Annotated in this window: 24 protein-coding genes; 19 read left to right on the top strand and 5 right to left on the bottom strand. The window is 62.2% G+C overall.

Annotated features, from left to right (window positions below; all coding sequences use genetic code 11):
• Positions 1-3 precede the first annotated feature (3 nt).
• The 5 genes from QE444_RS18910 to QE444_RS18890 are packed head-to-tail and all read left to right on the top strand — an operon-like array spanning position 4 to position 4240.
• Positions 4-792, top strand: a complete 789-nt coding sequence (locus tag QE444_RS18910; protein WP_263258883.1) for a pyridine nucleotide transhydrogenase — start codon at positions 4-6, stop codon at positions 790-792.
• The gene (locus QE444_RS18905; RefSeq protein WP_133862469.1) at positions 792-1625 is read left to right on the top strand and encodes a sugar phosphate isomerase/epimerase; all 834 of its coding nucleotides are present in this window, start codon (positions 792-794) and stop codon (positions 1623-1625) included. Before QE444_RS18910 ends, QE444_RS18905 begins: the two co-directional genes overlap by 1 nt.
• Positions 1622-1978 (top strand): SMR family transporter, encoded by a 357-nt coding sequence (locus tag QE444_RS18900; protein ID WP_027598043.1) that lies wholly within the window; start codon positions 1622-1624, stop codon positions 1976-1978. The genes QE444_RS18905 and QE444_RS18900 overlap by 4 nt, the downstream gene beginning before the upstream one ends.
• Before the next feature lie 13 nt (positions 1979-1991).
• Positions 1992-2840 carry a glycosyltransferase family 2 protein gene (locus QE444_RS18895; RefSeq protein WP_133862468.1) on the top strand — a complete coding sequence of 283 codons (849 nt, stop codon included), beginning with the start codon at positions 1992-1994 and terminating at the stop codon, positions 2838-2840.
• Positions 2841-2884: 44 nt separating this feature from the next.
• The gene (locus tag QE444_RS18890) at positions 2885-4240 is read left to right on the top strand and encodes an MFS transporter (RefSeq protein WP_263258884.1); all 1356 of its coding nucleotides are present in this window, start codon (positions 2885-2887) and stop codon (positions 4238-4240) included.
• Positions 4241-4282: 42 nt separating this feature from the next.
• Here the strand turns inward: QE444_RS18890 and QE444_RS18885 are convergent, their stop codons facing one another.
• From QE444_RS18885 to flgA, 4 genes are all read right to left on the bottom strand, one after another.
• The gene (locus tag QE444_RS18885) at positions 4283-5017 is read right to left on the bottom strand and encodes a flagellar brake protein (protein ID WP_187979934.1); all 735 of its coding nucleotides are present in this window, start codon (positions 5015-5017) and stop codon (positions 4283-4285) included.
• A gap of 88 nt (positions 5018-5105) precedes the next feature.
• Complete coding sequence (locus QE444_RS18880) at positions 5106-5573, bottom strand: flagella synthesis protein FlgN (RefSeq protein WP_133862465.1); 468 nt, start codon at positions 5571-5573, stop codon at positions 5106-5108.
• Positions 5574-5633: 60 nt separating this feature from the next.
• A complete protein-coding gene (flgM, locus tag QE444_RS18875; RefSeq protein WP_059315614.1) occupies positions 5634-5942 on the bottom strand; it encodes a flagellar biosynthesis anti-sigma factor FlgM in 309 nt (102 codons plus the stop codon).
• A gap of 159 nt (positions 5943-6101) precedes the next feature.
• Positions 6102-6830, bottom strand: a complete 729-nt coding sequence (gene flgA / locus QE444_RS18870; RefSeq protein WP_133862463.1) for a flagellar basal body P-ring formation chaperone FlgA — start codon at positions 6828-6830, stop codon at positions 6102-6104.
• Positions 6831-6928: 98 nt separating this feature from the next.
• Here flgA and QE444_RS18865 point away from each other — a divergent pair, with 98 nt between their 5' ends.
• Positions 6929-7861, top strand: coding sequence for a chemotaxis protein CheV (locus tag QE444_RS18865; RefSeq protein WP_044340938.1), 933 nt, complete (start codon positions 6929-6931; stop codon positions 7859-7861).
• Between the two features lie 42 nt (positions 7862-7903).
• Positions 7904-8731, top strand: a complete 828-nt coding sequence (cheR, locus tag QE444_RS18860) for a protein-glutamate O-methyltransferase CheR (protein ID WP_208692067.1) — start codon at positions 7904-7906, stop codon at positions 8729-8731.
• A gap of 280 nt (positions 8732-9011) precedes the next feature.
• Here cheR and QE444_RS18855 read toward each other — a convergent pair whose 3' ends face one another.
• Positions 9012-10070 carry an STY4528 family pathogenicity island replication protein gene (locus tag QE444_RS18855; protein WP_309740854.1) on the bottom strand — a complete coding sequence of 353 codons (1059 nt, stop codon included), beginning with the start codon at positions 10068-10070 and terminating at the stop codon, positions 9012-9014.
• Between the two features lie 506 nt (positions 10071-10576).
• Between QE444_RS18855 and QE444_RS18850 the strand changes: the two genes are divergently transcribed.
• From QE444_RS18850 to flgL, 12 genes are all read left to right on the top strand, one after another.
• Positions 10577-10846 (top strand): hypothetical protein, encoded by a 270-nt coding sequence (locus tag QE444_RS18850; RefSeq protein WP_309740851.1) that lies wholly within the window; start codon positions 10577-10579, stop codon positions 10844-10846.
• A gap of 729 nt (positions 10847-11575) precedes the next feature.
• Complete coding sequence (gene flgB, locus QE444_RS18845) at positions 11576-11998, top strand: flagellar basal body rod protein FlgB (protein WP_309740847.1); 423 nt, start codon at positions 11576-11578, stop codon at positions 11996-11998.
• A gap of 2 nt (positions 11999-12000) precedes the next feature.
• A complete protein-coding gene (gene flgC / locus QE444_RS18840) occupies positions 12001-12438 on the top strand; it encodes a flagellar basal body rod protein FlgC (protein WP_133862458.1) in 438 nt (145 codons plus the stop codon).
• 12 nt (positions 12439-12450) lie between these two features.
• A complete protein-coding gene (locus QE444_RS18835; RefSeq protein ID WP_309740843.1) occupies positions 12451-13161 on the top strand; it encodes a flagellar hook assembly protein FlgD in 711 nt (236 codons plus the stop codon).
• Positions 13162-13187: 26 nt separating this feature from the next.
• Complete coding sequence (gene flgE, locus QE444_RS18830; RefSeq protein ID WP_133862457.1) at positions 13188-14537, top strand: flagellar hook protein FlgE; 1350 nt, start codon at positions 13188-13190, stop codon at positions 14535-14537.
• 169 nt (positions 14538-14706) lie between these two features.
• Complete coding sequence (locus tag QE444_RS18825) at positions 14707-15450, top strand: flagellar basal body rod protein FlgF (RefSeq protein ID WP_133862456.1); 744 nt, start codon at positions 14707-14709, stop codon at positions 15448-15450.
• A 46-nt stretch (positions 15451-15496) separates the two neighbouring features.
• Positions 15497-16282 carry a flagellar basal-body rod protein FlgG gene (gene flgG, locus QE444_RS18820; protein WP_027598031.1) on the top strand — a complete coding sequence of 262 codons (786 nt, stop codon included), beginning with the start codon at positions 15497-15499 and terminating at the stop codon, positions 16280-16282.
• Positions 16283-16303: 21 nt separating this feature from the next.
• Positions 16304-16999 carry a flagellar basal body L-ring protein FlgH gene (gene flgH / locus QE444_RS18815; protein WP_309740835.1) on the top strand — a complete coding sequence of 232 codons (696 nt, stop codon included), beginning with the start codon at positions 16304-16306 and terminating at the stop codon, positions 16997-16999.
• An 11-nt stretch (positions 17000-17010) separates the two neighbouring features.
• Positions 17011-18111, top strand: coding sequence for a flagellar basal body P-ring protein FlgI (locus QE444_RS18810; protein ID WP_133862454.1), 1101 nt, complete (start codon positions 17011-17013; stop codon positions 18109-18111).
• Between the two features lie 12 nt (positions 18112-18123).
• The gene (gene flgJ / locus QE444_RS18805; protein ID WP_187979929.1) at positions 18124-19341 is read left to right on the top strand and encodes a flagellar assembly peptidoglycan hydrolase FlgJ; all 1218 of its coding nucleotides are present in this window, start codon (positions 18124-18126) and stop codon (positions 19339-19341) included.
• Between the two features lie 8 nt (positions 19342-19349).
• Positions 19350-21389, top strand: a complete 2040-nt coding sequence (gene flgK / locus QE444_RS18800; protein ID WP_309740826.1) for a flagellar hook-associated protein FlgK — start codon at positions 19350-19352, stop codon at positions 21387-21389.
• Positions 21390-21400: 11 nt separating this feature from the next.
• Complete coding sequence (gene flgL, locus QE444_RS18795) at positions 21401-22702, top strand: flagellar hook-associated protein FlgL (protein ID WP_273861438.1); 1302 nt, start codon at positions 21401-21403, stop codon at positions 22700-22702.
• Positions 22703-22731: the final 29 nt, after the last annotated feature.

Raw genomic sequence — 22731 nt, 5'->3', positions numbered from 1 at the left:
TACATGAAGACCGACGCATTGATAGGGTACAGCGGCTTCGTGGGGTCGACGCTGCTCAAGCAGAAGGCCTTCGGCGCGCTGTTTCGCTCCACCAATATCGACCAGATTGGCGATCAGCCCTATGGCCAGGTCATCTGCGCCGGAGCGCCGGCGCAGAAGTGGATCGCCAATCGCGATCCTGCGGCCGATCGCGAGAAGATCGATGGCCTGATCAGTCATCTGTCGCGGATCCAGTGCGATTCCTTCGTGCTGATCAGCACCGTGGATGTCTTCAAGCAGCCGCTCGGCGTCGATGAGACCACCGCGGTGGACGCAGAGGGACTGCACGCCTATGGCGCCAATCGCTATCGACTGGAGCAGTTCGTCCGTGAGCATTTCGCCAAGGCCCTGATCGTCCGCCTGCCGGGCCTGGTCGGGCCCGGGCTGCGCAAGAACGTGATCTACGACCTGCTCAACGACAACAACCTGCACGCGGTGGAAAGTCGCGGCGTCTTCCAGTTCTATCCGATGGTCAATCTCGGCTATGACATCAAGACCGCCCAGGCTGCCGGGCTGGACCTGGTGCACCTGACCGCCGAGCCCATCAGCGTGGCTGACATCGCCAGCCAGGGTTTCGGACGCGACTTCGGCAATACCCTGGAGGGTACGCCAGCGCGCTACGATTTCCGCAGCGTGCATGCCGAAGTCTTCAGCGGGCGTGACGGCTACCAGTACAGCGCGCGCGACACCCTGCTCGCGGTCCGGGCCTATGCCCAGTCGGAACCCCCGGTCATCAAGGCGGAGGGTCAGTGATGCGCATCGCCATCTCCAATATCGCCTGGGATCCGACCGATGACGCCATGGTCGCCGAGATCCTGCAGCAATACCGGGTGGATGCCATCGACATCGCCCCCGGCAAGTATTTTGCCGATCCCAAGGCGGCCACCGCTCAGGAAATCCAGGTCGTGCGTCAGCAGTGGCAGGCCCGCGGCATCGAGATCACCGGCATGCAGGCGTTACTGTTCGGCACCACCGGCCTCAACGTTTTCGGCGCCGACGACGTGCAGCGCGCGCTGCTGGCGCAGCTGGAGGGCGTCTGCCGGGTCGCCGAGGGGCTGGGCGCGACGCGCCTGGTGTTCGGCTCGCCGCGCAATCGCGATCGCTCGGGGCTGAGTGACGACCAGGCCCTGGCGCAGGCACGGGACTTCTTCCGCCGCCTGGGTGATGTGGCCGCGGCGCACCGGGTGCAGATCTGCCTGGAGCCCAATCCGCCACGCTATGGCGCCAACTTCATGATCGACAGCGATTCCACCGCCGCCGTGGTACGGGCCGTGGAGCATCCGGCGATCCTCATGCAGCTCGATACCGGCGCCCTGACCATCAACGAGGAGGATGCCGCCCGCGTCCTCGAAGAGCATGCCGAACTGATCGGTCACGTCCATGCCAGCGAACCGGATCTGGTGACCCTGGGGGAGGGCGGTACCAACCACGAGGGAATCGCCTTCGCCCTGACCCGGCGGCTGCCGGAGCAGGTGGTCAGCATCGAGATGCTGCCGGCCAAGCAGGGCTCCAACCTGGCCGCGCTGGAGCGTGGCGTCCAGGTCGCGGTCAAGGCCTATCGCGACCTGCCGGAGGCTGCCGCATGAAGTGGCTGATCCTGATCCTGGGCATTGCGTCCAACGCCTCGGCGAGCGTGCTGGTGAAGCTGGCCATGCTGCCGCCGCGGCGTTTTCCCAGTCTGAGCGATCCCATGGCCGCGCTTGCCAACTGGCCATTCTGGCTGGGGCTCTTCATGTATGGCCTGGCCTTTCTGCTGTATGCCGCCGCCCTTGCCAAGCTGCCGCTGAACGTGGCGCATCCGGTGCTGACGGCCGGGGCCATCGCCAGCGTCGCCTTGTTGTCGGTGGTGATCTTTCGCGAAGCCTTTCCCTGGACCACGGCGGCAGGCATCGTCCTGATCATCGCCGGCGTCGCCCTCATCACGGCCCGTGTCGGTTGAACCTGGAGGACCTATGACTACTGCAATTCCCGCCACCGAGCGCGCCCTCTGGCAGGTGCCCAGCTATTCGACGACCTTCTGGAACGGTCGCAGCCGTCCGCACTGCGTGGTGATCCCGGTCATCAACGAAGGCGAGCGGATTCTCAACCTCTTGCGGCGCATGGCGGCGGTCAGGATCGCCGACATCGCCGATGTCATCATCGTCGACGGTGGCAGTACCGACGGCTCGCTGGAGCCGCAGCGGCTACAGGAGCTGGGCGTGCGTGGGCTGCTGGTCAAGACCGCACCGGGCAAGCTCAGCTCCCAGCTGCGCTGCGCCTATGCCTTCGTGCTCGACGAGGGCTACACCGGCATCGTGACCATCGACGGCAATGACAAGGACGATCCGGACGCCATCCCGCGCTTCATCGACGCCATCGAGCAGGGCTACGACTTCGTCCAGGCCTCGCGCTTCCTGGCCGGCGGCGTGGCGGAAAACACCCCCAAGTCCCGCGACTTCGCCATTCGCTTCATCCATGCGCCCATGCTGAGCCTGGCCTCGGGTTTCCACTGGACCGACACCACCCAGGGTTTCCGCGCCTACAGCCGGGCCATGCTGCTGGATCCGCGCGTGGCACCGTTCCGCGACGAGTTCACCACCTACGAGTTGCTGGCCTATCTTTCCTATCGGGTACCGAAATTGGGCTATCGCTGCGTGGAACTCCCCACCGTGCGGCGCTATCCGAAGGGCGAGGTACCCACCAAGATCAGCAGCGTCAGAGGTAATCTGTCGGTGCTGCAGGTACTGATGAAGGCCTGTGCAGGCCAATACAACCCACGCCTGGGCGAGGACGCCCAGCTGGCGGCGCAACGACGAAGCTGATTCCGTCGCGCTTGCCGGGTGTGCAAGAGACGATGGAGTAGGCAATGGTGCGTGTGCTGTCGGCGTTTCGCGGGCTCTATTTCGCGACGCTGTTAATGTTGATCGGGACCGGTCTGCTGAGTACCTATCTCGGTCTGCGACTGGCCGCCGATCAGGTGCAGGGACTCTGGGTCGGCGCCCTGACCGCTGCCTATTACGCGGGCCTGGTGATAGGCGGCAAGTTGGGGCATCGACTGATCGCCAAGGTCGGCCATATCCGTGCCTATGTGACCTGCGCCGGCGTAGTCGGCGCAGCGGTGCTGGGGATCGGCCTGCTGCCCTGGCTGCCGATGTGGTTGGCACTCAGGGTGCTGATCGGCATGGGCATGATGTGCCAGTACATGGTGCTGGAGAGCTGGCTCAACGAGCAGGCCGGCCCAGGCGAGCGCGGCAAGGTCTTTTCCGGCTACATGACCGCTTCCTACCTCGGCCTGGCGCTGGGGCAGGTGGTGCTGGTGCTCTCGCCGGATCTCGGCGTCGACAAGCTGATGCTGGTCGCCATCTGTTACGCCCTGTGCCTGGTGCCGGTGGCGGTCACCGGCAAGATCCACCCGGCACCGCTCAAGCCGGCGCCGCTGGAACCCACGTTTTTTATCCAGCGAATTCCGCAGTCGTTGACCACGACCCTGGTCGCCGGACTGGTGATCGGCTCCTTCTACGGCCTGGCGCCCCTCTATGCCAGCGCCCAGGGCCTGCCCACCGAGCGCATCGGCCTGTTCATGGCCTGCTGCATCTTCGCCGGCCTGATCGCCCAGTGGCCAATCGGCTGGCTGTCGGATCGGCATGATCGCAGCTGGCTGATCCGGGTGGTCGCCATCGCCCTGACGCTGGCTGCCCTGCCACTGGCCGTGCTGCCCCATGTGCCGCCGGTGGTGCTGCTGCCGCTCGGCCTCATCGCCAGCCTGTTGCAATTCGTGCTCTACCCCCTGGCGGTGGCGCTGTCCAATGACCATATCGAAGGGGGGCGGCGGGTATCCCTGAGCGCCATGCTACTGGTGACCTTTGGCATCGGTGCCTGTATCGGTCCGCTGGTGGTGGGTGCGCTGATGAATCTGGTCGGACCCAACATGCTCTATGCCTTTGTCGTGCTCTGCGGTGCCATCCTGATCTGGCGTATCCGCCCGGATGCGGTCACCGGCAAGCACCTGGTCGACGAGGCGCCGCTGAGCCACGTACAGATGCCCGAAGGGTCGACCAGTTCGCCGCTGGCAGCGGCCCTGGATCCACGGGTCGATAGCCAGGTGGTGCATGACCAGATGCACACTGAGCCGGTCGTAGAGGAGGAGCCTATCGAGGAGGGAGCACCTCTGCAGGAAGAGATCGAGTTCCTGCAGGACCCGCCTGAATCCAGGGCGCCCTGAGCGGTGGAGGAGGGCGTCCAGCAGTCGTGGACGCCCGGTCGGTCACTCGAACCGGCGGTTTTCCCGCTGCAACTGGTAGATGAAGCGCTCGATCTGACGCTGGGCTGCGCCGGTCAGGCTATTGAAGCAGACGCCGACGTCGCTGTATTCCATACGCTCCGGACAGGCCACGTGGCGAATGGTCACCGGGGTGTTGATCGTTCCGATGGGCAACTCCGCGCTGAAGCTCTGTACCTGCTGCCCCGGTTGCAGCAGATGGGTCACATTGCCGGGAAAGCGCAGCTTGCAGCCCGTGGCCGACAGATCGATCAACTGGCCTCGCAGCTGGATCGGGCTGTTGCCCTGGCTCAGCTCCGCCGTCGCCGGCTGGGTCAGCAGCAACTTGACCCGATAGGCATTGCGCCGCTGGTGATAGGTGAGTTCGGTGGGCAGGCCGATCCAGTAGCAGCGATTGCCATCCAGCTCGCTGAACTCGACCGGATGATTGATCTGCCAGGTGACCTTGATGCCTTCGTGGAAGCTGTCCACCCGGAACGACTGGCCCTGTTCGAGCAGACGTTCGGCCTCGCGTGGGATGAACTCATCCAGCGCGATCAAGCCCTTGGCCTCGTCGATCTCGACGACGAAGCTCTGGAATTGCTGCCCCTGACGATTGAAGGTGATCCGCAGCGGAATATGCTGCTGTTGCGCCGGCCGCAGGCAGGCCAGGATCTCGCCCTTGGAGCGATAGACCTGGGGTGGCTGAGCGGCATGGTCGCTAGCGGAAGAGCCTTGCACCTGGAAACTCCTGTAAACAGCGGTCAGCAAGGATACTGGCTTAACGCCATCTGTACAGTGAAAAACGCTGGCATGAGAATGCCCGTGATCAAGCCGAGCTCAGGGGACGCTGATAGCCGCCACCGGTCTGACTGCCGCGACGGTTGTACAGCGTGGGCGCCGAAGTGCCCTGCAGTACATTGAGCAGTTTGCCGACCACGAAGCGGTTGGCCTGGATGATCTGGCCATTACGGACGTTGTGAGCCTTGCATTGCTCCATGAGCTGCGCGAGCTGACTGGAGCGTGCCAACAATTCTTCCCCGTCGGGCTGCTGGGCGGCGTAGGCCTGCAAACCCTGCAGATCCGCTCGCAGACCATGGGTCTGGAGCAGCAGGGTACGCTGCTGGGCGTGCTGGTCGAGCTGCTTGAGCAGGATCTGCTTGGTGCCCAGCAGGGCCTCCAGCCGATCGAGCTGGCGCTCGCTCAGGGCCTGGAACTCCTGCTCGATCAGGGCCAGCAGTTGCTCGCTCAGATCGATGTCGTGGCGGGTGATCTCGAGCAAGTTGGCATGGGGCATGGCGCGGTTTCCGTTCGAACGTTAGTGGCGATCGTCAGAAAGGCCATGCCGAGCCGGGCGTCAGGACTCGAACGCCATCAGCTTGTCGGCCACCTTCTGGCTGTCGACCTTGTAGGAGCCATCGGCGATGGCCTGTTTCAGGCGGCTGACCTTGTCGCTGTCGACCACCGGCAGATCCTTGAGCCCTGCCGTCAGGGAGCTCAGTTGCTTGGCCTCGGCACTCAAGCTGACCGACTCGCCGGAAGCGGTGCTCTTGGTAGCCTTGACGTCGCTGGTCTGAGCCGTGGACACGTCCTTGGTGGACGCCGCCTTGGTGTTGCCTATGCCCGCAGTAGAGGACGAATTCAGGCGATTGATATCTAGAGCCATGAGTGAAGATCCTCGTGTCGTCTCATTCGCATGTCCGGCTTATCGGCGTGCCATGCCGAAACTTTAGCCGTAGACCTGTGCGCCTTGTCACATCCTTCGACAGGATGACGCGCAGAGGTTCAGGATGCAGACGCCAAGGTACTCCTTTTGACTTCTTCGCTAAAGCGCCACCTCCACCTGCCCCTGATCGACGACCCGACCGCGGATCACCCGGTTGGAGCTCAGGTTGCGTACACGAATCTCCTCATCCTTGGCGCCTGCGCTGAGGGCTTCGCCCTGCATGCGGATACTGAAGGAAGCGCTGCGGGCATTGATCACCACCTGTTCGCCCTTGCGGATGAGTTCGGCCTGCTCGATAAAGGAGGGCGCCAGCACCTGCTCGCTGACCACCTGACGCTTCAGCTGGGTACCTATCACCTGCTCCAGGCTGGTCAGGTAACCCTGGGTCAGGGTGCCGACATCGCGCTCCACCAGGGCCACGTTCTGGTCATCGAGCACCGCGCCACGCAACAGCGGCTGCTGAGTAACCACCACCGGGCGATACAGCTTGACCTGAGCGGGCACGAATACCGTCCAGGGACTGCCGCCTTCGCAACGCACCTTGACGTTGATCCGGCCCACCGGCGTCGGGCTGCCCTGCTGCGACAGCGTCAGGGGTTTGTCGCAGGCGGCAAGGCGCAATCGGGGATCCAGGGAGTTGATCTGGGTTTCATGGCGAGCGTTGGAATGGGTCTCCAGCAAATATTCCTGCACGCGCTCCTCAAGAAAACTTTCGACAGCGCCGATAAGTTCGTCAGATGAGGTGTAGTCGCCTTCTGCATAGGCCTTTCCGCCCAGGCATGTCAGGATCAACACAAGATTCGCAGCCCAGCGGCAAGAGTTCTTCATAGGTCGGAAACACGTCGCTTCGATCTTCATGAGTCACATCTAAGCAAGCCCTGTGCCGAGTTTTCCAACCGGTCCGTGGCAACGAGAGGAGTCGCCAAATGGCTGGTGTATTGGACGCAGTCAACCAACGTACCCAACTGGTGGGCCAGAACCGTCTGGAACTGCTGCTGTTCCGCTTGGACGGCTCGCAGCTCTACGGCATCAACGTCTTCAAGGTGAAGGAGGTGCTGCAGTGCCCCAAACTCACCGTGATGCCGAAATCCAGTCCGGTGGTACGGGGCGTGGCCAGCATTCGTGGCGGCACCTTTCCCATCATCGACCTGGCGATGGCCACCGGTCGTCGTGGGCTGGAAGACATCAACAACTGCTTCGTGATCATCACCGAGTACAACACCAAGGTGCAGGGCTTCCTGGTGCGCTCGGTGGAGCGAATCGTCAACATGAACTGGGAAGGCATCAACCCGCCACCCAAGGGTACCGGTCGTGACCACTACCTGACCGCCGTCACCCGGGTCGACAACCAGCTCGTCGAGATCATCGACGTGGAAAAGATCCTCTCCGAAGTCGCACCGTCGGTCGAAACCGTGTCGGCCGGCGTCATCAGCGAAGTGGTACAGGCCAAGGCCGTCACCAAGCGCGTTCTGATCGTCGACGACTCCTCGGTGGCCCGCAAGCAGGTGAGCCGCTGCCTGGAAACCGTCGGGGTAGAGGTCATCTCCCTCAACGACGGTCGCCAGGCCCTGAATTTCCTCCAGGCGATGGTGGCTGAAGGCAAGCGTCCGGAAGAGGAATTGCTGATGATCATTTCCGACATCGAGATGCCGGAAATGGATGGCTACACCCTGACGGCGGAAATCCGTCATGATTCGCGGATGCAGAAAGTGCATATACTGCTGCATACCTCCTTGTCCGGCGTCTTCAACCAGGCGATGGTCAAGAAGGTCGGTGCGGATGACTTCCTGGCCAAGTTCCGTCCCGATGATCTTGCCTCCCGGGTAGCCGAGCGCATCAATGCGGTCGACAGTCACTAGGTGAAGGCGTCTCTATCCCGGTATCCAGAAGGCGGAGCGGCAGTGTCAGCAGTCAACGCGGATTTTGTGCTTTTTCGTGATTTCCTCGAGAAATCCAGCGGGATCCTGCTCGGTGACAACAAGCAGTACCTCGTCTCCAGTCGGCTCAACAAGCTGATGGAGACCGAGGGGATCAAGACGTTGTCGGAGTTGGTGCAGCGCATCCAGATGCAGCCCCGTGGCGGTCTGCGGGAAAAGGTCATCGATGCGATGACGACCAATGAAACCCTCTGGTTTCGCGACACCTATCCCTTCGAGGTGCTGAAGAACCGCCTCTTGCCGGAGTTGACCAAGAACACCTTCGGCCAGCGCCTGCGGGTCTGGTCGGCGGCCTGCTCTTCGGGTCAGGAACCCTATTCACTGTCCATGACCATGGACGAATTCGAGCGCAGCGCGGCGGGGCAGGGGCGTGGCGGCATGCAAATCGTGGCGACCGACCTCTCCGGCGCCATTCTCACCGCGGCCAAGTCCGGTGAGTACGATTCGCTGGCGATCGGTCGAGGGCTATCCCAGGAGCGCTTGCAGCGCTACTTTGACGTGCTCCAGCCGAATCGCTGGGCGGTTAAGCCGGCGATTCGCAGCCGTATCGAATTCCGCGCGCTAAATCTGCTGGACAGCTACGCCAGCCTCGGCAAATTCGACATGGTGTTCTGCCGCAATGTGCTGATCTACTTCTCCGCTGAAGTGAAGAAGGACATCCTCACGCGCATTCACGGTACCCTCAAGCCGGGCGGTTATCTGTTCCTGGGCGCCTCCGAGGCCCTCAACGGCCTGCCGGATCTCTACCAGATGGTGCAGTGCAATCCGGGCATCATCTACAAGGCCAAGTAAGCATTCGATAGAGGGTGGCAAAGCTGGATTTCAGCACATGGTCTTCGCGGTACTTTGCAGCTCTGTGTGCTATCTAGCTGTAATTGGTTCCTAGTACTAACCGTACCCATCCAAGCGACTGCTGTTGCTCGGCTTTAAACATTCCGGTTGGTATGCACGGTGCTGCGTTGGCTTTTATCGTCCACGGAGCTTGCCGGCATGCTGTACAACCTGAGCACAGCCTAGTCTCAGCCACGCCTATACCTGCCGGGGGTGATAGGTCTTAAGTTCCTCTCCGCGTTCAGCCTGATTCGTTGCATCGCACGGGCATGTTGAGCATCTTGCGAAGCGTCGCAATGTGGTTTTCGGCAATCTCGGGCGTTGAGCGCTTTGCGGGGGCTACTCGATGTGCCGGGCGGGGACGATGGTCCATGCCGAGGTCTCTGTTCGCCACGGTCTGCATTGCCGGCCTGTCTCGCCGTGCATAAGGCCGGAAACCTCCCGACTGCGCTCGTCTGATCAAGCCAAAGGCATAGGCCACTACGTCGCGTATGCCGCCGCTACGGTGTCTGGCCTCCAGTTCTGCCAACACCTGCTGACGCTGCTCCAGCGCCAACTCATCAAGTCCAGTTAGAAGCTCTTGCAACTGCTTTTCATCAACTCCCGCAAGACAGGATGGAAGCGGAGTGCTGCCCTCTGTGCTTTCGACCTCTGAAGGGTACGTACGTACTTTATACGTCTTACTACTGTACGTACTGTATTGGCCAATGGGTTCGTCGTGGACTTCGTTGGTCTGTGACAGACCAGTTTGGCCTATGCCAGACCCCATCTGTACCGCCTCGGAGCTAGAGCTCCCGAGGTCATCAGGGCTAGCCTGCCCATCGTCACTGCGCTGCTTTTGCTCGAACGCATGATTGAGATGCTGCGCAATCCGGTGGATCGGATGGCCCGTCTCGTGAAGGCACGCGTGCAATAGGCCGGCAAGCGTCTGGTCGGCAGTGCATGCTCGATCAAACGCTAAGGCACGCTCATGCACCCTGTAGCGCTCGCTCATCACCTTGCCCGTCATGGGGTCACGCTGTACACCGAACAGAGTGATCCAACCCGTCAGGCGCAGCACCTTCAGCACACGTCGTGCCGTCTCATAGCCCGCCCGTTGTCCTAACGGCGTGGTGCTGAGATAGCGTCGAAGCTGGCTCAGACTCGTAAGCGAACTCACACCGTCTGCATCACTGAGCATGCGTAAGACCTGCCACCCGTTGCGCTCCAGCGGCGTCAGCCGCGGATCTACCAGCAGTGCGATTGGCGTCGTGAACCAGTTAGTCGATGCGTAGCGCTTGTGCGTGCAATAGTTTCCCATTTGCTCTCCCCCTACGAAGGCCGTTCGGCTGTCAGCGAGTCTCGTGGGGCTGGATTGGTCTGTCCCAGAACAATCTGATTTGGCCCGTTACCGTATTTCTGTTGCGTACCAAATGGTCTGCTGTAGACCAACCTAGATGAGTCATAGGTAGCGAGCGTCGTCACGGGTTGCTAGGGCGCGTTCCAAAACGGTAAATTTGCATTGTCGTGGTCAATCCCACGACCGGGTGTGACAACCCGATTCGTTCGAGGCGCGGTAGCGCTGTAGCTAGACCACATCTGTGGTTTTCTATGGCGGGCCGTGTGGGGCAGGCTTTTGCCTGGCCGGTTCCCTCGGACGCCGGTTTGTCACCCCCTCACGGTCCGCCTCCCATCACCGAGTGACAACGGCGGGTGGCGGCTCCTTAATCGTCTGAGGAGCAGTTAAAATGCCTGTATCTCCTTTTAAGCCCGAGCTCCGCCTTGGCGCTACCTGTATGCCATCTACCTCTACAACGGAGGTTTGCTATGGCTGAGAAGAATCCCTCTATCGTCCCGTTCCCCAGCAAGCCAGTCACGCTCGACCAAATGGATCTTTCCACTCGATCTATCGAAGCCGATGCGGATCTTCGTGCCTCAATGCTAGGTGACCTGCTAATTCAGCTGGCAGAGCGCGACTCCGGTCATCCTGAAGAGCTGCGGCTAAAGGTTGCCTGTAATATCGCTCAGGAGCTGCTGGGCGAGATGGTTACCCTTTATCGTCGTGCTCTATCCGATGCGCGCCACAACAACTCTTGAGACAGACGTAATGTTCAACTGGCTTTGGACATCGGTTTAGGTCCTTTCCCGGCAATGGCGGGCGATAGCCTGCCATTGCCTTACTGTCAGTTGGGCGGCTGGCGCAAGACGCTGTAGCGGTGACGTGGTTCGCGACGTGATGCTAGGCGCTATCGAACATGGCTTGGAGTTAGGCGACTTTCGTTAACGGCGCAGTATCTGGCTGGTAATGAGTAGACCTATACCGCCAAACAGACTCATCTTTTGCGCAGCAGGTCGACCTGTTGCTTCTGATGAAAACGGCGTGTAGTCCCCAGGCAGCGGGATGGCGGAAAGCTTCGTGAAGACTAAGAAGGGCGGTTATATCCGCCACATGTCTAAGCTCGACTATGCAAAGACCCTAAGCAACCTGGCTATCGCTGTCAGGCATTGCGAGGGTTATCCGTACAACGCGTCGAATACCGATCGCTGCAGGATTTTAGGCGTTTGTGGCAGGCCGCAATTTGACGGGGCATTGGTCCGGTTCGATAGGGGAAAATCCACAGCATGTAGGTCTGGCTCCCGGTTTACCTTTTCTGCGCCAAAGTTTTGCCGCCCCCGATCCCGGGGCCGGCAAAGGCGGCGGAAAAACCTTGCCGCTTGCCGTCGTTCTGACTGCCGCGTTGCGCTAAACCCTTGATTTAAATGGATGCAAGAGACTGGCACGGGCCTTGCTAAATCGCTTGCAAGCCACGTCAAAGGTCTCTCGACATGAGCATCAGTTTCGACAAAGCACTCGGGTTGCACGAGCAGGCGCTGAACTTCCGTTCGCAGCGCGCCGAGGTGCTGGGCAACAACATTGCCAATGCCGACACCCCGGGCTACAAGGCGCGGGATCTGGATTTCAGCGCCGTGATGGCAGAGCAGACGGCCAAGAGCGCTCCGGGAGCTGCCAGCCACTATCAGCTGGAAACCACCAACAGCCGCCATATCGCCGCTGAAGGCTTCGACATGGGCATGGGCGATGCGGCCTTGAAGTATCGCATCCCCACTCAGCCCTCGGTGGACCAGAACACCGTGGATGCGCAGGTCGAGCAGGCCAACTACGCCGAAAACGCGATGAATTTCCAGGCCAGCTTCACCCTGCTCAATAGCAAGTTCAAGGGGCTGATGTCGGCCCTGCGCGGAGAGTAGCCATGTCCCTGAGTTCGCTGTTCAACATCGCCGGTAGCGGGATGAGCGCCCAGAACGTTCGCCTCAACACCGTGGCCAGCAACATGGCCAACGCCGATTCCGTGTCTTCCAGCGTCGACCAGACCTACAAGGCGCGGCATCCGGTATTCGCCGCCCAGCTCAATGACGCCCAGGGCGGCGCCTCGTTGTTCGACAACCAGGGCCAGGCCGGGGTCGGGGTAGAGGTGAAGGGCATCGTCGAGGATCAGAGCGAGGTGCAGAAGCGCTATGAGCCCAACCACCCCATGGCGGACAAGGAAGGCTACGTCTACTACCCCAACGTGAACGTGGTGGAGGAGATGGCCGACATGATTTCGGCCAGTCGCGCCTTCCAGACCAATGCGGAAATGATGAATACCGCCAAACAGATGATGCAGAAGGTACTGACCCTCGGTCAGTAAGGAACCGGCGCCATGTCCATAAGCACGACCAATTCAACCGCTCAGTCGGTGCTCGACAAGTACTCCGTCAACAAGACAGACGCTACCTCCGAGACCGCTAGCAGCGATGGCAAGAAAGGCGGCAAGCTCGGCAAGGACGAGTTCCTCAAGCTGATGGTCGCCCAGATGAACAACCAGAATCCGCTGGAGCCCCAGGGCAACGGCGAGTTCATCGCACAGCTGGCGCAGTTCAGTACCGTCGAGGGCATCACCAACCTCAATACCAGCGTCAGCTCAATCCTCTCCGGCAGCCAGTCTTCCCAGGCGCTGCAGGCGTCCACCCTGGTGGGCCGCAAGGTGATCGTCGATACCGACAAGGTCAAGGTGGATACCAGTGCGGACTTCAAGGGTGCGCTCAATCTGACCGCGTCCAGTCCGAACGTCTGGGTCAACGTCTACAACGACGCGGGCAGTCAGGTGAATCGTCTGAACCTGGGGCAGCAATCCAGTGGCCTGGTGAATTTTACCTGGGATGGCACCGACGCCAGCGGCAAGAAGCTGGATGCCGGCACCTATCGCTTCGAGGCCCAGGCGAATGTGAACGACACCACCACGGCCATGAAGACCAGTCTGCCAGCCAACGTCGACAGTGTGACGCTCGGGCAGAACGGCGGCGAAATGACACTCAACCTTGGCGGCGTCGGCAGCATCGGCATCTCCAAAGTCCAGGCGGTCGGCCAGTAAGGCGCGGCACACGAGAGGAATCCAGCATGTCTTTCAATATCGGTTTGAGCGGCATCAAGGCCGCGTCCAGTGACCTCAACATCACCGGCAACAACATCGCCAACGCCAGTACCGTCGGCTTCAAGCAGTCGCGGGCGGAGTTCCAGGACCTCTATGCCGCCTCGGTTCTGGGCACCGGCAAGAATGCCCAGGGCAGCGGCGTGCTGCTCGGCAATGTCGGCCAGCTGTTCAACCAGGGCACCATCGATTCCACGCAGAACGCGCTGGACATGGGCATCAACGGCAACGGCTTCTTCGTCACCAGCAACAATGGCGCTATCCAGTACACCCGTGCCGGTTACTTCGGGACCGACAAGCAAGGCTTCATCGTCGACAACAACGGCTACAAGCTGCAGGGCTATACCACCAACGACCAGGGTCTGCTGCAGCCGGGCGTGCGCAGCGACCTGCGCATCGAGACCGCCAGCCAGGCGCCCAAGGCGTCCAGCTCGATCAAGCAGACGGTGAACCTGAACTCGACCCAGACGACGCCGACCACGACGCCGTTCAACCCGTCCGATCCGACCAGCTACAACTCCTCGACCTCGGTGAACATCTATGACAGCCAGGGCAACGCCCACGTCCTGTCGCAGTATTTCGTCAAGGGCGCGAACAACTCCTGGACCATGAACGTGCTGATCGACGGTCGCAATCCGGGCGACCCCACCAAGGAAGATGCGACCACCAAGGTCGCCACGCCCTACAGCGTGACCCTGCCGTTCACCAGCAGTGGTGCGCTCGACGGTGCCAATGTGGCCTCGACCGATCTCAAGCAGGTCAACAACGCCAGCACCAATGCCTTCGAGGGCGTGCTCAAGCTGGACAACTGGGTCCCGGCCATTTCCAACGGTGGTACCCCGGCGACCTGGGCCTCCAACGGCGCCGTGGCCAACCCGGCCGGCATTACCCTGGACATGCGTGGCTCGACCCAGTACAGCAGTGCCTTTGCCGTGACCAGCGTCAACCAGGACGGCTACACCACCGGCCAGTTGTCCGGCCTGGAGATCGACGATACCGGCCAGATCTTCGCGCGCTACACCAACGGTCAGTCCAAGGTGCAGGGCCAGGTCGTGCTGGCGAACTTCGCCAACGTCCAGGGCCTGACCCCCATGGGCAAGACCTCCTGGACCGAGTCTTCGGAATCGGGTCAACCAGTGGTCGGCACGCCGCGCTCCGGCACCCTGGGAGCCCTGCAGTCCGGGGCGCTGGAGTCTTCCAACGTGGACATCTCCACCGAGCTGGTCGACATGATCGTGGCGCAGCGCAACTACCAGGCGAACGCCAAGACCATCGAGACCGAGAACGCCATCACCCAGACCATCATCAACCTGCGTTGATGTCGTTTCTCTGACGGCTTGCCGGTCAGACGTCAGGAAAAGCCTCCCTTGGGAGGCTTTTCTATTCTCAAGTTCTTGATTCAGTGGGGTTTCCGTTTTCTGGAACGGGCCTTGCTATAGAACCTCTGAACGCAAGCTTGGCGGCAATCTGCCGCCGTCGGAGGATCAGATGGACAAGCTGCTGTACGTCGCCATGACCGGCGCCAGCCAGAACGAAATGGCCCAGCGCGCCCATGCCAACAACCTGGCCAACGTCTCGACCTCGGGATTCCGCAAGGATCTCGAACAGGCGCGCTCGATGCAGGTGTTCGGCGAAACCATGCCGTCGCGCGTCTATTCCATGAGCGAGCGGCCGGCGACCGACTTCACCCCCGGTGCGCTGCAGGAAACCGGGCGTGACCTGGACGTGGCCGTCCAGGGGCCGGGCTTCGTCGCGGTCCAGGATCCCTCCGGCAAGGAGGCCTATGTCCGCACCTCCAGCCTGCAGATCGATCCCCTGGGCATGCTGCGGACCGGCAGCGGCTTGCCGGTGCTCGGCAATGGCGGACCCATCGCCGTGCCGCCCGCTTCCAAGGTGGAAATCGGTCAGGACGGCAGCATCACCGTGCGCGGCTCCGGTCAGGCGGCCAACGCCCTGGCCCAGGTCGACCGCATCAAGCTGGTCAATCCCGACACCAAGCAGATGGAAAAGGGGCTCGACGGCCTGCTGCACATGAAGCAGGGCCAGGCCGCGCCGCCCATGGACGCCAACGTGTCCCTGGTATCCGGCTTCGTCGAGTCGAGCAACGTCAATGCGGCGGAGGAGATGACCTCCATCCTGTCGCTGTCCCGCCAGTTCGAGCTGCAGGTGAAGATGATGCGCAGCGCCGAAGACAACGACGCGGCGCTGGCAAAGGTTTTGCAATTCTCCTGATCAAGGCTAGCGCCGACGTAAAACCGGCACTTCGAGGAATACCATCATGATGTCGTCACTGTGGGTCGCCAAGACCGGTCTGTCCGCCCAGGACATGAACCTCACCACCATCTCCAACAACCTGGCCAACGTGTCCACCACGGGCTTCAAGCGCGATCGCGCCGAATTCCAGGACCTTCTGTACCAGATCCGTCGCCAGCCGGGTGCCCAGTCTACTCAGGACAATCAGCTGCCCTCCGGCCTGCAACTGGGTACTGGTGTGCGCATCGTCGGCACCCAGAAGAACTTCACCGAGGGTTCGCTGCAGACCACCGACCAGCCGCTGGACATGGCCATCAACGGCGACGGCTTCTTCCAGGTGACCATGCCTGACGGGACCATCAACTACACCCGTGACGGTACCTTCCATCTGAATGCCGATGGCCAGCTGGTCACCGCCAACGGCTTCGCCCTGCAGCCCGCCATCGTGCTGCCGGCCGATACCAAGACCTTCACCGTTGGCGAAGACGGCACCGTGTCGGTCACTACCGCCGGCCAGGCCGCACCCCAGGTCATCGGCAATCTGCAGATCGCCCAGTTCGTCAACCCGGGCGGTCTCCAGGCCGTGGGCCAGAACCTGTTCAGCGAGACGGCGTCCAGCGGCGCCCCCCAGGTCGGTACCCCGGGCCTCAACGGTCTTGGCACCGTGCTGCAGAGCACCCTGGAAAACTCCAACGTGAGCACCGTGGAGGAGTTGGTGAACATGATCACCACCCAGCGCGCCTACGAGATGAATTCCAAGGTCATCAAAGCGGCCGACGACATGCTCGGCTTCGTCAGTCAACAGCTCTAATCCCCTGTGAGGAAGCGCTCCATGAAACCTCTGTTCGCCGTCGCCCCGCTCCTGGGAGCGCTCGTACTCGCAGGATGCGTAGCCCCGGCCGCCAAGCCGGACGATCCCTACTACGCCCCGGTGCTGCCGCGCACGCCGGTGCCGGCGGCGCAGAACAACGGCGCCATCTTCCAGTCGGGGTTCGAGCAGAATCTCTATACCGACCGCAAGGCCTTCCGCATCGGCGACATCATCACCGTCACCCTGCAGGAGAAGACCCAGGCCAGCAAGAACGCCAGTTCCGACGTCGCCAAGAACAGCAAGGCGACCCTGGGGATGACCTCGCTGTTCGGCGCCAAGCCGAAGATCCCCAATCCCCTGGCCGATGGCGACCTGAGCCTGGACGCCGGCTTCTCCGGCAACCGCTCCAACACCGGCAAGTCCACGGCGGCCCAGGGCAACAGCCTGTCCGGCTCGCTGACCGTGACCATCGCCGAGGTGCTGCCCAACGGCATCCTGGTGGTCCGCGGCGAGAAGTGGCTGACGCTCAACACCGGCAACGAACTCATGCGCATCCAAGGCATGGTCCGCGCCGACGACATCGCCACCGACAACACCGTGTCGTCCACCCGCGTGGCCGATGCCCGTATCACCTATTCGGGCACCGGCGCCTTCGCCGATGCCAGTCAGCCGGGCTGGCTGAGCCAGTTCTTCGGCAGCCCGCTGATGCCCTTCTGAGGATGAGCGCCATGTTCAAGACCCTCATCGCCGCTGCCGCCCTGGCCCTGGTCATGCCCCTGGCCCAGGCGGATCGGCTCAAGGACATCGCCAGCATCCAGGGCGTGCGGACCAACCAGCTGATCGGCTACGGCCTGGTGGTGGGGCTGCCCGGTACCGGCGACCAGACCACCCAGACGCCCTTCACCGTGCAGACCTTCAACAACATGCTGGCCCAGTTCGGCATCAAGGTGCCGCCGGGTACCACGGCGCAGCTGAAGAACGTCGCGGCGGTGTCCATCCATGCCGATCTGCCGGCCTTTTCCAAGCCTGGCCAGACCATCGACATCACGGTGTCCTCCATCGGCAACTCCAAGAGCCTGAGAGGCGGCAGTCTGCTGCTCTCGCCGCTCAAGGGTATCGATGGCCAGATCTACGCCATCGCCCAGGGCAACCTGGTGGTCGGGGGTTTTGACGCCGAAGGCCGTGACGGCTCGAAGATTACCGTCAACGTTCCGTCATCCGGCCGCATTCCCAATGGCGCCACCGTCGAGCGACCGGTGCCGAGCGGCTTCGACCAGGGCAACAGCATCACGCTGGACCTCAATCGCAGCGACTTCACCACTGCCAAGCGCATCGTCGACAAGATCAACGAGACACTTGGCGCGGGTGTTGCATCTGCTGTTGATGCCGGATCGATTCGTGTCACGGCGCCGGTGGATCCTGGCCAGCGCGTCGACTACATCTCGATCCTGGAGAACATGGAAGTGGATCCGGGGCAGGCGGTGGCCAAGGTCATCGTCAACTCCCGCACCGGGACCATTGTCATCGGCCAGAACGTCAAGGTCTCGCCGGCGGCGGTGACCCAGGGCAGCCTGACCGTGACCATCAGCGAGGACCCCCAGGTGAGCCAGCCCAATCCCTTGTCGGGTGGGCAGACGGTGGTGACTCCCCAGTCGACCGTCAAGGCCAAGCAGGAGGCCAAGCCGATGTTCAAGTTCGGTCCGGGTACCACGTTGGACGAGATTGTGAGAGCGGTGAATCAGGTGGGCGCGGCGCCCAGCGACCTGGTCGCCATTCTCGAAGCGTTGAAACAGGCCGGCGCCTTGCAGGCCGATCTGATCGTTATCTAAGGAGAACGGGCGATGGAATCTCGTCTGGGTGGCAACTACGGCAACGTCAAGGATTCGGGGGCCTTTACCGACCTGAATCGGTTGGCCCAGATGAAGGGTAAAGATCGCGACAGCTCGGAAAACGTCAAGAAGGTCGCCGGCGAATTCGAGTCGCTGTTCCTGAGCCAGATGCTCAAGTCCATGCGCAGTGCCAACCAGGCGCTGGCGGACAAGGACAGCCCCTTTTCCAGCGAAACCACCAAGCAGTACCAGGACATGTACGACCAGCAGCTGGCCGTCTCCCTGTCCCGGGACGGCGGCGGTATCGGCCTGGCCAACGTGCTCGAGCGCCAGCTGAGCAAGACCGCCCAGCCGTCGGCGCGCCCCAATCCCTTCGCCCAGGTCGGCCAGGCTGCGCCCACCGACGGCCAACTGGCCGCCGGCCGCAACGCCAAGCTCAACGACGTGGCGAGCCACGGCCTCAAGCCGACCAATGCGGTGGCGTCCGGGCGTGACGATTCCAGCGCGCTCAATTCGCGTCGGCTGGCGCTGCCCGGGCGATTGGCCGAGCGTACCGCCGCCAATATTTCCGGCGCGGCGGAGCAGGGCGCCACCCTCAAGCAGAGCTTCCAGGAAGTGGCTGCCGCCCAGAGCGCCTGGCGCCAGCAGGCCACGCAACCCGGCAGCAAGCCGGCTGCCTCGACCGAGGCCGTCGCCAGCGTGGACGGCGCCGCTGCCACCGGCAAGACCCGTTTCCGTACCCGTCAGGAATTCGTCGACACCATGATGCCCATGGCCGAAGCCGCGGCGAAGCGCCTGGGCGTGGACCCCAAGTACCTGGTCGCCCAGGCGGCGCTGGAAACCGGCTGGGGCAAGCACATGGTCAAGCAGGCCGATGGCAGCAACAGTAACAACCTGTTCGGCATCAAGTCCCACGGCTGGGACGGCGGCAGCGCCCCGGCGGTGACCCAGGAATTTGTCAATGGCAAGGCGGTGACCGAGACCGCCAAGTTTCGCACCTACGATTCCTTCGCCGACAGCTTCCACGACTATGTGAACTTCCTGCAGAGCAACGACCGCTACGACAAGGCGCTGTCCACCAACGGCAACTCCGAGCGCTTCATGCAGGGCCTGCAGCAGGCCGGCTACGCCACCGATCCGCAATACGCACGCAAGGTGATCCAGATCGCCCGCAACATGAACACCTATCAGACGGTCGCCTCCCTGGGCACCAGTCCGTCCCGCGGTTGAGGTGAGCCATGGCTGATCTACTTTCCATTGGTCTGTCGGGCCTGCGCACCACGCAGAACGCCCTGACCACCACCGGCCACAACATCGCCAACGTCAACACGCCCGGCTATTCGCGGCAGGAGACCATCCAGCAGACCAACATCGCCCAGTTCAATGGCTCGGGTTATGTCGGTTCCGGCTCCCAGACGGTGGATGTGCGCCGTCTCGCCAGCGATTTCCTCACCAGCCAGGTGCGCTCGGCCAACAGCCAGAACAGCGAGCTGCAGACCTTCAAGAGCCAGATCTCCCAGCTCGACGGCCTGCTGTCCGACAGCACGACGGGTATCACCCCGGCCATGCAGAAGTTCTTCGCCACCCTGCAGACCGCTGCCCAGGATCCTTCGTCGATCCCGGCGCGGGAGGCCGTGCTGGCTCAGGCCCAGGGCATGGCCAAGTCGTTCAACACCCTGTACGACCAGGTCGACAAGCAGAACGGCCAGATCAACGACCAGCTGTCGGCGCTGACCAATCAGGTCAACGCCCTGGCCAAGAGCGTCGGCAGTCTCAACGACGCCATCGCCCGCTCCAAGGCCGCCGGCGGTTCGCCCAACGATCTCATCGATTCCCGTGAACAGGCGATCAAGCAGCTGTCCGGCATGGTCGGGCTGCAGGTAGTGGAACAGGACGACGGCGCGCTGAACCTCTTCGTTGGCACCGGCCAGCCGCTGGTGGTGGGCAATACCGTGTCCAGCATGACGGCCAAGCCCGGCACCGACGATCCCTCGCGCTTCCAGATCGTCCTGACCTCCGGCTCGACCGAGCAGAATGTCACCAGCCAGCTGAGCGGCGGCGAGATGGGCGGCCTGCTGTCATATCGCGACACGGCTCTGGACCACGCCTACAACAGCCTGGGGCAGTTGTCGCTGACCCTGGCGGACACCGTCAACAAGCAGCTGGGACAGGGCCTGGACCTGTCCGGCAATGCCGGCTCGGCGCTGTTCGGCGACATCAACGACGCCCAGAGCATCGGCCTGCGGGTGATGGGGCGGGCCACCAATACCGGCTCGGCCAGCGCGACCCTGAGCATCACCGATACCAGCAAGCTCTCGCCCAGCGACTACCGTCTCGACTACAACGGCACCGGCTTCACGGCGCGGCGGGCGAGTGACAACGCGGCGCTCACGGTCAACCAGAGCGGTACCGATCCGGTCACCCTGACCCTGACGGATGCCAATGGCAACGATCAGGGCTTCAAGGTGCAATTCAGTGCTGCCGAGCTCGCCAAGGCCCAGGCTGGCGATGTCTTCAGCCTGCAGCCGACGCGTCGCGGTGCTTCCCAGCTCAAGGTGGATCTAGCCCAGGCCGATCAGCTGGGCTTCGCCGGTACCGCCAAGACCGCGGCCACGACCAACAACCGCGGTACGGGGGCCATCACCCAACCGGCGCTGACCAGCACGGTGTCGCCGGTCAACACCGCCGACTTCGGGCGGCTGTTCGGAGCCAATGGGCTGAAGCTGAGCTTCAACAGCACTACCAGCCAGTTGGATGGCACCCTGCCGAGCGGCGCGACGCTCAGCTACGTGTCGCCTTCAACGACCGGTCTTACCAGTGGCCAGACCAACGCTGTTCGCCTCACGTATACCGACCCGACCACCAGCAACAGCTACACCTACGATTTCAATATCAGTGGCGTTCCCCAGGCCGGTGACAGCTTTACCCTGGGAACCAACAAGGGCGCGGTCTCGGACAACCGTAACGCGCTGAACCTGGTGGCCTTGCAGACCAAGCCCACCATGGGCGGCTATGGCAATACCGGCACCACCTACAACAACGCTTACGGCGGCCTGGTGGAGCGGGTCGGTACCCTGACCGCCCAGGTGCGGGTGGATTCGGCCGCCAGCGAAACCGTGCTCAAGCAGTCCCAGGACAACCGTGACTCCCTGTCGGCCGTCAACCTCGACGAGGAAGCCGCCAAACTCGTCCAGTTCCAGCAGTACTACGGTGCCTCGGCGCAGGTCATCAAGATCGCCCAGTCGCTGTTCGATACCCTGCTCGGCGCCTTCAGATAAGGAAACCGCCCATGCGCATCTCAACCGTCCAGGCATTCAACAACGGCATCAGCGGCCTGCAGAACAACTACGGCAGCGTCACCCGTACTCAGGAAGAGATCAGCACGGGCAAGAAGATCCTGACCCCGGCGGACGATCCGGTGGCCTCGGTCAAGCTGTTGCAGATCAGCCAGGAAGAGGCGCTCAACGGTCAGTACAACACCGGCATGACCGCCGCCAAGAACAGCCTCAACACCGAGGAGTCCATGCTGACCTCGGTGGAAACCGTGCTGACGCGCATCCGCGAGATCGCCGTCCAGGCCGGCAACGGTGCCTTGGATCCAACCGATCGCGCGTCCCTGGCCAAGGAGGTCGGTCAGCGCGAAGACGAGCTGATGAACCTGATGAACAGCAAGGATGCCAGCGGCAAGTACCTGTTCTCCGGCTCCATGGGCGATACCCAGCCCTATGTGCGCAACGCCGATGGCACCTACAGCTACAACGGTGATGAAGGCCAGCGCAGCGTACAGATCGCCAGCTCGACCTTCGTGCCCATCAGCGACAGCGGCAAGGACGCCTTCGAGAACAACTTCAACGCCAATCGGGTGGATACCACGCCGGTGGCTGGCAACACGGGTACCGGGCGGATCTCGCTCGGCTTGGTGGATGACAAGAAAGCCTACGATTCCACTTTTCCCGCCAGCAACCCACCGGCCGCTACCGATGGCGTCGGCATCCATTTCCTCGATGACAAGAAGTACGTCATCTACGACCTGTCCAAAGCGCCTACCGCTGCCGAATGGGCGGCCTACGACCCGGCCAATCCGCCGGCTGGCCAGCTCAAGGCAGATAGCCTCAACAGCACCCAGGAAGCCAGCAAGTTCATCAACTACGGCGGGGTGAAGGTGCAGATGGACGGTGCTCCCGCTGCCGGCGATGAGTTCAAGATCACCCGCGATACCTCCAACGAGAAGCGCAGCCTGCTCAACGTGGTATCCGATCTGCGCAAGGCCCTGGAGAGCGGCGATGGCAGCACCGAGGGTGTGTACAAGATGCGCGACAACGCTGCAGTAGCCCTGAGCAACCTCGATACGGCCTATACCCAGGTCGATGGCATCCGCGGCAAGGTCGGTGCACGTCTCAACGTCATCGACTCCACCAGCGACTTCATCGCCGACGTCAGCCTGGTCAACAAGTCGGTGCAGTCGGACCTCCAGGATCTGGACTATGCTGAGGCTTTGTCACGCTACGCGCTGCAGAACACCGTACTGCAGGCGACCCAGCAGAGTTTCGTGAAGGTGTCGCAGTTGAGTCTGTTCAATTATCTATCATAGCTGTAGAAGGTTGTTTTATTATTATGGGG

Source organism: Pseudomonas sp. SORGH_AS_0199 (assembly GCF_031453735.1).
GTDB lineage: Bacteria > Pseudomonadota > Gammaproteobacteria > Pseudomonadales > Pseudomonadaceae > Chryseomonas > Chryseomonas aestiva.
Note: the sequence above shows the minus strand (reverse complement) of the source record. Positions and strands in the feature narration are given on the sequence as shown.